Annotated in this window: 16 protein-coding genes; 11 read left to right on the top strand and 5 right to left on the bottom strand. The window is 67.5% G+C overall.

The genetic code is table 11. The annotated features are described in order from the left end of the window. Positions 1-131 precede the first annotated feature (131 nt). Together BZF57_RS10990 and BZF57_RS10995 are read left to right on the top strand one after the other, a co-directional pair. A complete protein-coding gene (locus BZF57_RS10990) occupies positions 132-1373 on the top strand; it encodes a sensor histidine kinase (RefSeq protein WP_086738050.1) in 1242 nt (413 codons plus the stop codon). Then, positions 1366-2124, top strand: a complete 759-nt coding sequence (locus BZF57_RS10995) for a LytR/AlgR family response regulator transcription factor (protein WP_086737710.1) — start codon at positions 1366-1368, stop codon at positions 2122-2124. The genes BZF57_RS10990 and BZF57_RS10995 overlap by 8 nt, the downstream gene beginning before the upstream one ends. Positions 2125-2381: 257 nt before the next feature. Here BZF57_RS10995 and BZF57_RS11000 read toward each other — a convergent pair whose 3' ends face one another. After that, positions 2382-2720 carry a UrcA family protein gene (locus BZF57_RS11000; protein WP_086737712.1) on the bottom strand — a complete coding sequence of 113 codons (339 nt, stop codon included), beginning with the start codon at positions 2718-2720 and terminating at the stop codon, positions 2382-2384. A gap of 227 nt (positions 2721-2947) precedes the next feature. On the opposite strand from BZF57_RS11000, the gene BZF57_RS11005 reads away from it, so the two are divergent. The 3 genes from BZF57_RS11005 (at position 2948) to BZF57_RS11015 (ending at position 4375) form a co-directional block, all read left to right on the top strand. Further along, positions 2948-3220, top strand: a complete 273-nt coding sequence (locus tag BZF57_RS11005; protein ID WP_086738052.1) for a hypothetical protein — start codon at positions 2948-2950, stop codon at positions 3218-3220. Positions 3221-3229: 9 nt separating this feature from the next. Further along, positions 3230-3997 (top strand): metallophosphoesterase family protein, encoded by a 768-nt coding sequence (locus tag BZF57_RS11010; RefSeq protein ID WP_086737714.1) that lies wholly within the window; start codon positions 3230-3232, stop codon positions 3995-3997. A 180-nt stretch (positions 3998-4177) separates the two neighbouring features. Continuing rightward, positions 4178-4375, top strand: a complete 198-nt coding sequence (locus tag BZF57_RS11015) for a hypothetical protein (protein WP_240505946.1) — start codon at positions 4178-4180, stop codon at positions 4373-4375. Positions 4376-4463: 88 nt separating this feature from the next. Here BZF57_RS11015 and rpsI read toward each other — a convergent pair whose 3' ends face one another. From rpsI to BZF57_RS11035, 4 genes are all read right to left on the bottom strand, one after another. Beyond that, a complete protein-coding gene (rpsI, locus tag BZF57_RS11020; RefSeq protein ID WP_086737716.1) occupies positions 4464-4979 on the bottom strand; it encodes a 30S ribosomal protein S9 in 516 nt (171 codons plus the stop codon). Continuing rightward, positions 4979-5458 (bottom strand): 50S ribosomal protein L13, encoded by a 480-nt coding sequence (rplM, locus tag BZF57_RS11025; protein WP_066529283.1) that lies wholly within the window; start codon positions 5456-5458, stop codon positions 4979-4981. The genes rpsI and rplM overlap by 1 nt, the downstream gene beginning before the upstream one ends. A gap of 158 nt (positions 5459-5616) precedes the next feature. Next, positions 5617-5937 carry a divalent-cation tolerance protein CutA gene (gene cutA, locus BZF57_RS11030; protein WP_086737718.1) on the bottom strand — a complete coding sequence of 107 codons (321 nt, stop codon included), beginning with the start codon at positions 5935-5937 and terminating at the stop codon, positions 5617-5619. Beyond that, complete coding sequence (locus BZF57_RS11035; protein WP_086737720.1) at positions 5937-7031, bottom strand: COX15/CtaA family protein; 1095 nt, start codon at positions 7029-7031, stop codon at positions 5937-5939. The genes cutA and BZF57_RS11035 overlap by 1 nt, the downstream gene beginning before the upstream one ends. Before the next feature lie 120 nt (positions 7032-7151). On the opposite strand from BZF57_RS11035, the gene BZF57_RS11040 reads away from it, so the two are divergent. The 6 genes from BZF57_RS11040 to BZF57_RS11065 all read left to right on the top strand — a co-directional run bounded on the left by BZF57_RS11040 (position 7152) and on the right by BZF57_RS11065 (position 9992). Then, positions 7152-7541, top strand: coding sequence for a MerC domain-containing protein (locus tag BZF57_RS11040; RefSeq protein ID WP_086737722.1), 390 nt, complete (start codon positions 7152-7154; stop codon positions 7539-7541). Positions 7542-7590: 49 nt separating this feature from the next. Further along, the gene (thiS, locus tag BZF57_RS11045) at positions 7591-7794 is read left to right on the top strand and encodes a sulfur carrier protein ThiS (RefSeq protein ID WP_420810196.1); all 204 of its coding nucleotides are present in this window, start codon (positions 7591-7593) and stop codon (positions 7792-7794) included. Between the two features lie 3 nt (positions 7795-7797). Then, on the top strand, positions 7798-8217 hold the full coding sequence (locus tag BZF57_RS11050) for a hypothetical protein (protein ID WP_086737726.1): 420 nt from the start codon (positions 7798-7800) through the stop codon (positions 8215-8217). Positions 8218-8219: 2 nt separating this feature from the next. Then, the gene (locus tag BZF57_RS11055; RefSeq protein WP_086737728.1) at positions 8220-8999 is read left to right on the top strand and encodes a bifunctional sulfur carrier protein/thiazole synthase protein; all 780 of its coding nucleotides are present in this window, start codon (positions 8220-8222) and stop codon (positions 8997-8999) included. Between the two features lie 201 nt (positions 9000-9200). Further along, on the top strand, positions 9201-9713 hold the full coding sequence (locus tag BZF57_RS11060; protein WP_086737730.1) for a hypothetical protein: 513 nt from the start codon (positions 9201-9203) through the stop codon (positions 9711-9713). Between the two features lie 12 nt (positions 9714-9725). Continuing rightward, the gene (locus tag BZF57_RS11065) at positions 9726-9992 is read left to right on the top strand and encodes a ribbon-helix-helix domain-containing protein (RefSeq protein ID WP_086737732.1); all 267 of its coding nucleotides are present in this window, start codon (positions 9726-9728) and stop codon (positions 9990-9992) included. Positions 9993-10024 lie beyond the last annotated feature (32 nt).

Consider the following 10024-nt stretch of genomic DNA (forward strand, 5'->3'; position numbering starts at 1 on the left):
GCGCGATCGCGAACAACCCTCGTCGATCCTGAACGGCTGTTCATCGTTCGACCAAGAGGAGTCACCGCCCGACAACACGCGCCCCGCCCGGTAGCCATTGCCGGGCGGCGGCGGTATTGCTGATCGCCGAAATGACGATCAATCCCCATAGCGAGGCTGCCCCGGGCGAGCCCACCGCGACCGTGTCGTTCCGCACGGTGCTGTTCTCGATGGTGGTGCTGTGGGCGACCTATTTCGTCCTCACCACCTTCCGATCCCTCGTGATGGACTTCGGCCTCCAGTTCGAGCTCGGCTGGCGGCGGCTGGTCGTCACCGGCGCGGGCGTGCTGCTGACGCTGGTGCTGTGGTTGCTGCTGCGGCTATTCGATGCCCGTGCGCTGTGGATCAAGATCTCCGCTGCGATCGCGCTCGCGCTGCCGGTCGCGCTCGCCATCGGGCAGGTCAACTACCTCGTCTTCAAGGACATGTCCTCGGCGATGGAGCAGGCCTATGCCCAGAAGAACAACATCAACCTGCGCCGCGACGAGAGCGGCAACCTGCTGGTCGATGTGCCGGTGCAGCCGGGCGAGAGCGCCGCACCCGGTGCGCCGGGGGGCACGCGCTCGGTGATCATCGAGCCGGCCGAGACCTACACCGATTTCTGGCGCAAGCTGCTCGACGTGGCGCTGGGCCGCTACTTCCTGCTGCTCGCCTGGGCCTCGACCTATTTCGCCCTGCTCGCAGGCGTGCAGGCGCGCGCGTCGCAGCGGCGCGAGGAGCAGTTCCGCTCGGCCGCCAAGGCCGCCGAGCTGCGCTCGCTGCGCTATCAGGTGAACCCGCATTTCCTGTTCAACACCCTGAATTCGCTCTCCGCGCTGGTGATGACCGGCAAGACCGACAGCGCCGAAATGATGATCCAGACGATCAGCCGCTTCTACCGCCACTCGCTCGCCACCGAGCCGACTGCGGATGTCAGCTTGCGTGACGAGTTCGATCTCCAGAAGCTCTATCTCGATATCGAGGCGGTGCGCTTCCCCACGCGGCTGGTGACGGTGTTCGACCTGCCGGGCGATCTGGAAGAATGCCGCGTGCCGGGGATGATCCTGCAGCCGCTGGTCGAGAATTCGGTCAAATACGCCGTCTCCCCCGTGTCTCGCCCTGTCACCATCACCCTCGCCGCGCGCGAGGAGTTCGACCGGCTGGTGATCACCGTCGGCGACGATGGCCCGGGCGTGCCGCAGGGCACCACCCACGGCTTCGGCATCGGCCTCGCCAATGTCCGCGACCGGCTGGAGGCCCGTTTCGGCCCCGACATCGGCTTCTCCTCCGCCCCCGTGCCGGGCGGATACTGCACCGAAATCCGTATCCCCCTGTCGAGACCCCGCCATGCCTGAGACCGACATCGAAACCACCGCGCTGCGCACCCTGATCGTCGATGACGAGCCGCTCGCCGTCGAACGCGTGCAGGTGATCTGCGCCGAAATCCCCGCCGTCCGCGTGGTCGGCACCGCCAGCGACGGCGCCGCCGCGCTGCGCCTTGCCGAGAAGCTCGAGCCCGATCTGGTGCTGCTCGACATGACCATGCCCGAACTTGACGGCCTCGGCGTCGCGCGCCACTTCGCCGCGCAGCCGCAGGCGCCGGTTGTGATCTTCGTCACCGCGCATGATCATTTCGCAGTCGAGGCCTTCGATCTCGAAGCGGTCGACTATGTGCTGAAGCCCGTCTCGGCCGACCGGCTGGAGCGCGCGATCGAACGCGCGGTCGCCCGCCGCGGCCAGCGCCGGCAGAAGGCGGGCCGCTATCTCGACGAGCTGTGGGTGCCGCACCGCTCCGAGCTGCTGCGCATCGCGGTGAGCGAGGTCCACCAGATCGACGCCGAGCGCGATTACGTGCGCCTGCACGTGGGCGGCGGTGCGGAGGGTGGGCGGTCGTATCTGCTGCTCCAGACCATCGCGGGCCTCGAAGAGCGGCTCGATCCCGAACAGTTCATCCGCATCCACCGCTCGACCATCCTGCGCCGCGACCACATTCGCGGCCTGCGCCACGATGGCCTCGGCGTCTGGTCGGCAGAGCTGGTGAACGGCGAGGCGCTCCGCATCGGCCGAACCTATCTCGCCCGCGTCAAGGCGATGGCCGGTAGGTGATTTGCGCTAACCGCTGACCTTCTGCACCGCCTCCCCACCTGGCCACCATACCGCAATGGTATTCTTGGTGGCCGGGTGGGGAGGCGGGGCGGGAGGTCTGCGTTTCGCGCCAGCGAAACCGCTAAACAAGGACTCGCGGGAGGTCTGCGCCACCGAAGGAGGCCGCCAGAAAAAACGGCCCGAACCCCAGGGACTGGAGGGGTTCGGGCCGTCGGCCCCGCGCGTTGAGGTAGGCGCGGGGCAAGCGTGCGCGCGATTCAGCCGCCGCGCGCTTCGCCATTCGTGAGGGCCGCGATCTGCTGCTTCGCATCGGCGCGGGCCTGGGCGAGGCAGTTGCGGGCTTCCTGATCCATGATGCGGGTGCCGGTCTGGAAGTTGGTCTTGCGGCAGACCGAGCGCACGGCCTTCTCGACGCGCTTGTCGAGCGTGCGCTGGCCGGCGGCGGTGCCGAGGTCGAGATCGGCGACGGGGACCGAAATGATCATCCGGTCGATCGGGCCGCGGGCCTCGGTGCCGGCGAAAGCGGGGGTGATGGCCGCACCGGCCAGACCGGTGGCAGCAAGAGCATGGACGAGAGTCTTCGCAAGGGGGTTCATGGCAATTCCTCCAATATTGCAGGAGCTTGCGATCGGGCGGGGGCCGATCCGGGGGATACCGTGTGTCCTGCTGAAACCCGGGATACGCCCCTCTCCCGGGGCCTGCATCACAAGGTCGATCAACCCTCGTCCGGCCGTCGACCGGCGAAGCGGCTGCATGACCAATGGCGCGAAACGCGGGACAAATGGCGGTTTCCAATCGACGGGCGCAGCGCCATATTGCGGCGATGGGTCTGGCCACCGCGATCATCTTCCTGCTGGGAATCGCCAATTTCGCGATCAACGGCGCGGTGTTCGCGGGCGGCCACCCGCTGTTTGCCCGGCTGCCCGCCGCCAGCCAGACCCTCGGCCGCCGCGCCGCGCTGGTGAGCGAGTTCGCGGTGCTGTTCTTCGCGCTGCTGCTCTCGGTGAAGGGCTGGCCGGGCTATGCCTGGGCCTACGCAGTCTACACCGGGGTCAATGCGGCTGCGGCATGGCTTATTCTGAACGGCAAGGTATAGGCGCAGTCCATGCCCACCCGCCTGTTCCACATCAGCGATGTCCACTTCGGCGTCGAGGATCGCACCGCGCTGGCTGCCCTGGCGGATGCCGTCGCGCTCGAGAAGCCTGCCGCCGTGGTGTGCACCGGCGATCTCACCCAGCGCGCCAAGCATTCCGAATATGCCGCCGCGCGTGACTGGTTTGCCTCGCTAGGCGTGCCGGTGGTGCTCGAGCCGGGCAATCACGATATGCCCTATTACAACCCGTGGGAGCGCTTCACCGATCCCTTCCGCCGTTACAACGCGCTGCGCGCCGCGGTGGCGGACGGGTTCGAGAGCCCCGATGTGGTGCTCGTGCCGCTGCGGACGACGGTGCGCGCGCAGACCCGCTTCCCGTGGAGCGACGGGGTGGTGAAGCCTGCCGCGCTGCGTCCGGCGGTCGAAGCGATTGCCGCGCTCAAGGACGCAGGCGATCCGCGCACGATCATCGTGCTCGCGCATCACCCGCTGCTGGGGGATGAGGGCAAGGGCGCAAACCCCACCATCGGCGGCGACGCCGCCTTCGCGCAGCTGGCCGCGGCTGGGGCCGATGCGGTGATCTCGGGCCATGTCCATGTGCCCTTCGACCAGCACCGCACCAGCGGCGGGCACGCGATGCGGATGATCGGCACCGGCACGCTCTCGACCAGGCTGCGGCATGATTCGCCCGCGTGCTGGCGGGTGATCGACTGCGAGCCGGGCGGCGTGATCGACACGCATCTGCGGCTGATCGGGGTGACGGCCACGCCTGCGTCGTGATGCCCCGGTAACCCTACGGGGGTCCGGTTTAACCTTTTCTCTATTGTCGGCGTTAGGGGTTTGTTCGGGATACTGGCCCGGCAGGCACGGAAAGAGCGTGCGCTAGCGGGCCCTCTCCTGCCCTGCCCTGTTCAACCGGTGCGCGCCCTGGGCGCGTGCCCGCCTTGTGGGGGAATGGCGATGGATCTGATCAAGTCCGTGACCTTCGGCGCGATCCTCTCGGCGGCGATCGCCCTGGTGATCGGCTCGCAAGGGACAAGTGCCGGCCCGCTCGCGATCCACCTCGTGGATGTCGCCGATGCGCGGTTCTTCTGGTCGTGGCCGGTGTTCTTCTCCGGCACCGGCCTGTGCTTCGGAATGCTGTTGCTGCAACGCTGAGGCTCCATCTGGTCGGGGCGCGTTGCCAAAGCAAAAGGGCGGCCCCCGCAAGGGAGCCGCCCTTTTCTGTATCCCTTTCGGGAAGCGCTTAGCGCTTCGAGAACTGGAAGCTGCGGCGGGCCTTGGCCTTGCCGTACTTCTTGCGCTCGACCACGCGGCTGTCGCGGGTGAGGAAGCCGGCCGCCTTGACGGTGCTGCGCAGCTCGGGCTCGTACTTGCTGAGAGCCTGGGCGATGCCGTGCTTCACGGCGCCCGCCTGGCCCGACAGACCGCCGCCGCGCACGGTGGCGATGACGTCGTACTGGCCGGTGCGGTCGGTGATGGTGAAGGGCTGGTTGATCACGAGACGCAGGGTCGGACGTGCGAAGTACACTTCCTGATCGCGGCCGTTGACGATGATCTTGCCGGTGCCGGGCTTGACCCACACGCGGGCCACGGCGTCCTTGCGGCGGCCGGTCGCGTAGGAACGGCCCTGCGCATCGACTTCGCGGTCACGCAGCGGAGCGGTGACGCGGGCGATTTCGGCAGCGTCGCCCTGCGGGGCGTTGCCGGCGATGTCCTTCAGATCGGCGAGATCCGAGACGGTGGTGGTTTCATCAGCCATTATGCGGCCACCTTGTTCTTGCGGTTCATGGAAGCGACGTCGAGCACCTGCGGCTTCTGGCCGTCATGCGGGTGTTCGGTGCCGGCATAGAGGTGCAGCGCCTTCATCTGCTTGCGGCCGAGGGGACCGCGCGGAATCATGCGTTCCACGGCCTTTTCGAGCACGCGCTCGGGGAAACGGCCGCCCAGCACCTTGGCGGGGGTGGTTTCCTTGATGCCGCCGGGGTGGCCGGTGTGCTTGTAATAGACCTTGTCGCCCATCTTGTTGCCGGTGAACTTCACCTTGTCGACGTTGATGACGATCACGTGATCGCCGCAATCGACGTGCGGGGTGTAGCTCGGCTTGGTCTTGCCGCGCAGGATGTTGGCGATGATCGAGGCAAGACGACCCACGACGAGACCGTCGGCGTCGATGATGTGCCAGTTCTTTTCGACCTCGGCCGGTTTGATCGACCGGGTCTGCTTGGTGAGCGCCTTCATGGCATGTGTCCTTGGTTCGAAACTGTCTTGCCGAAGAGTGTCCGGGAAGAATCACCCCCCTTGGCCGCAGCCCGGGAGGAGAAGTGGCGCGCAGATGTCCTCGGGGCCTCGCGAAGTCAAGCAAAAGCGCCGTTTTCGGATGCGGTAAAATAATACCGCTAGCCTGGAACGCTCCCCGCAAGCCATGCAAAAGTCGCCGGATGGGCGGCGTCGGCGTACCAGCCGAGGATCGCGGGCGTATCGTAGGGGTGGAGCTCGCCGAGGCGCTCGACCACGTCATCGAGCCGTTCGGATGTGGTCTTGAACAGCACCGCGACTTCGGAACCGGTGGCGCGCGCGCCTTCCCAGACGAAGCGGCTCTCGATCGGCCCAAGGATGTTGGCGCAGGCGATCAGGCGGTCATCGAGCAGCGCATCGGCTGCGGCGCGGGCGCTCTCGGCGTCGGGAAAGGGGCACCAGACCAGCGCCGCGCCCGACATCAGGCGGGCTTCCGCGCGGAGCCGAGGCTATGCCCAAGAGAATGCATCGCCCAGACCGTCGCCACCACGGTCAGCGCGCCGACCAGCTGGTGCGAGGCCGCGATCCACAGCGAGACGCCGCTCATCACCGTCGCGATGCCGAGCAGCACCATTGTCCCGAAGGCGGAATGCACGGCGATGCTCGCCATCCGGTCGCTCTTGCGCACCTGCCGCGCCAGCCACACCAGCGCCGCCACCGCGACCCAGGCCCACCAGCGATGCATGAAGTGGATCAGGAAGGGATCGTGGCTCATGGTCCACAGCGTGCCGCGCGACCAATCGATCTCGGGCACCAGACGCCCGTTCATCAGCGGCCAGTCATTCGCGGCGAGCCCCGCATCGAGCCCCGCCACCCACGCGCCGAGCATCAGCTGGACGAACAGCACCCCGCCGACGACCGCCGCGCCTGCCGTCAGCCGCGCCGGGCGGGCATCGGGATCGGCGGCGAGCTTGAGAAGGTCGCGCGCGGTCCACACCAGCCCCGCGAGCAGGAACAGCGCGGTCAGCAGGTGCGCCGAGAGGCGGAAGTGGCTCACGCTCGTCAGGTCCGTGCCGACGCCCGAGGCCACCATGTACCACCCGAGCGCGCCCTGCCCGCAGATCAGCGCGAACATCGCCGCCAGCCGCCAGCCATAGCCCGCCGGGATCATGCGGCGCGCGGCGAAGACCAGCAGCGGCAGCAGGTACGCCATGCCGATCAGCCGGCCGAGGATGCGGTGGAACCATTCCCAGAAGAAGATGAACTTGAACGCCGCCAGATCCATCCCCGCCGGACCGCTTTCGACGCGGAACTGGCTGGTTGTCTGGTACTTGGCGAACTCCGCCTGCCACTGCGCTTCGGTCAGCGGCGGGAGGATGCCGCTGACGACATTCCATTCGGTGATCGAAAGCCCGCTCTCCGTCAGCCGCGTGATCCCGCCGACGACGACGATCATCACAACGAGCACGGCGACGGCCTGGAGCCAGCGGGCAATCGCCAGCGGGCGGGCGCGGGAATCGGGAGCGGACCGGAACAGGTTCGACGTTTCGTCCGGCAAGGGGGCAGAGGTGGCCATGACGCCCGCTCTTTGTGCCCGCCCGGTCGGGAGCGCAAGCCTGTTTGCCGCAAAGCCCTGTGCGACAAGCGCAAGTCGGGCTTGAAAGATGTAACAACATTACATATGTGCCGTCCCAGCATGACCCCCGATGCCCTTCCTTCCGCGAGTCGCCGCTCGCTTCGCCGGCGACTCGACCAGCTCGGCATCGCGCTGGCGGGCCTGTGCGCGGTGCATTGCCTGCTGACGCTGGTGGTGATTTCGGCGCTGGGCCTCGGCGGGCACTTCCTGCTGAACGAGAACATCCACCGCATCGGCCTGATCGTCGCGCTCGGCGTGGCGACCTTCGCAATCGGCTGGGGCGCGCTGCGCCACGGGCGGATCCTGCCCTTCGCGATCGCCGCCGGGGGCCTCGCGCTGATGGGTGTCGCGCTGCTGGTGCCGCACGGGACCAACGAATTTCTGCTGACGCTGGCCGGCGTCGCCATCGTTTCGGTCGCCCATTGGCTGAACCTGCGCGCCGCGCACTGATCAAAACGCGCGGGTTGCCTGACGGGCGCGAGGGACTATGTCACCGCGCATGACCAAGAGCATCACCTTGAACGGCGCTCCCCACCGCTCGTCCGCTGCGACCATTGCCGATCTGGTGCGCGAGCTGGAACTCGCCCCCGAGAAGGTCGCCGTGGAGCGCAATGGCGAAATCGTCCCCCGCTCGACCCTCGCAGAGGCGGCGCTGAACGAGGGTGATACGCTGGAAATCGTGCACTTCGTCGGCGGGGGCTGAGACATGGGGGCGCTGCTGGGCGCGGTTCTGCTGTGGCTCGGCGCCGGTCTGGGCGCGCTCGCCTTCATGGCCGAGACCTGCACGGGCAACTCACCGGATTCGCTCGCCGTCGCGCCCCTTGTGCTGGTGCTGAACCTGCTGGGTTTCGCGGCGCTCGGCTGGTCGTCCCGCCTGTGGGTGGTAGGCCTTGTAGCGGCGGTTCCGGCGCTGGCGGCGCTGCACTATTCTTTCCAGACCGTCATGCTCGCCGGCGGCGTGCCGGCCTGCGACCTGATCACGGGCGAATCCGGCTGGGAACAGACCCCCGATCACGCCGGCCTCGCCATGCTGTGGGTTGCCACGGCGCTTTCATTCTGGCTTGGCCTTGCCGGAGCATTGTGGCGCGGCACTCGTCGCCGGGCCGATAAGGACATTCTGACGTGACCATGACCTCTACGCCCGACACCTGGACCGTCGCGGGCCGCACCTTCACCTCGCGGCTGATCGTCGGCACGGGCAAGTACAAGAGCTTCGAGCAGAACGCCGCCGCGGTGGAAGCCAGCGGGGCGGAGATCGTCACGGTCGCTGTGCGGCGCGTCAATGTCAGCGATCCCAAGGCGCCGATGCTGACCGACTTCATCGACCCCAAGACAATCACCTACCTCCCCAACACCGCCGGCTGCTTCACCGGCGAGGAGGCCGTGCGGACTCTCCGCCTGGCGCGCGAGGCGGGGGGCTGGGACCTCGTAAAGCTCGAAGTGCTGGGCGAGGCGCGCACGCTCTACCCCGACATGCGCGAGACCCTGAAGGCGACCGAGGTGCTGGCCAAGGAAGGCTTCCTCCCCATGGTCTACTGCGCCGACGATCCGATTGCGGCCAAGCAGTTGGAAGACGCGGGCGCGGTGGCGATCATGCCTTTGGGCGCGCCAATCGGCTCGGGCCTCGGTATCCAGAACCGCGTGACCATCCGCCTGATTGTCGAGGGTGCCAAGGTGCCGGTGCTGGTCGACGCGGGCGTGGGAACGGCCTCGGATGCGGCGGTCGGCATGGAGCTCGGCTGCGACGGCATCCTCATGAACACCGCCATCGCCGAGGCGAAAGACCCGATCCGCATGGCCCGCGCGATGAAGCTGGCGGTCGAAGCCGGACGCGAGGCCTATCTCGCCGGCCGCATGGCGCGGCGGATGTATGCTGACCCGAGCTCGCCTTTGGCGGGGTTGATCTAACCCACCGAGCGTAGGGCGCTGTAACGGCTGCGCAGCAGCCGCAAGGCCGAACGGCCGCCCGCAGCGACGCGCCCGCAGGGCGTGTGAGCGAGGATTTCGCATCGCGGATGCGATGCGGAACACAAGAACTCCGTAAAAACCACCTAACACTAAATTAACCATGCCGTGCGACGTTCTCCTCGTCCGAAGGAGACGCATGCCATGATGATGCCGATTGCCGAGATGCGGGAATTCGCCGGGTTCGCCCCTTGTGAGCAGCGCTACATCAAGCGCAGCCTCGACATCGGCCTCGCCCGCACCGACGCCTTCCGTCGCTGGGGCCGCTCCGAGGCGGAGAACGTCGCGATCCGCCGGCAATATGTCGCCTATCAGGATCTGAAAGCCCTGCGCGCGCTGATCCCGCAGGACGACACGCCGGGCGAGGTCGAGCGCTTTATCGGCAAGCTCGTGCGCCTTGCCGCCTTCGATCTCGAGCAGGAGCGCATCGCCAGCTTCTCGGCTTTCCGCTTCCTCTACAAACGCCTGCTCGGCGCAAGCGCACGGCCCTATCTGCCCGCCGCCTTCTGCGCCGCGAGCGCCCTGCCCTCGATCCGCCCCGAGCGCCGCAAGCTGCTGCTGCAATCGCTCTCCGAAGCCGCCGCCACCGCGCCCGGCTGGTCGGAGCGCGAGCCGGTGTTCCTGCCCGAATATGTGGACGACTTCGAAGCGGCCTAATACTTGAGGGGGATGGAGACTCCCTCCCCCTATCACCCCCCGGTCAAGCGCTCGCTGAGCATAGCGGGCCACCAGACCTCGATCAGCCTCGAACCGCTGTTCTGGGAGATGCTCAAGGCCGCCGCCGCGCGCGAGGGGCTGGCCATCGCCGCCCTCGTCGCCCGCATCGATGCCGAGCGGATCAAATCGCCCACCCCGCCGGGCCTCGCCAGCGCGATCCGGGTGTGGCTGGTGGTGAACGACGCGCCGCAGAATGTTTCACGTGAAACATCGAAATGACCCCGGGCTAGCGGGGGTCTGGAGGGGGTCTG

Origin of the sequence: Erythrobacter colymbi (assembly GCF_002155685.1) — a bacterium.
Taxonomy (GTDB): Bacteria; Pseudomonadota; Alphaproteobacteria; order Sphingomonadales; family Sphingomonadaceae; genus Erythrobacter; species Erythrobacter colymbi.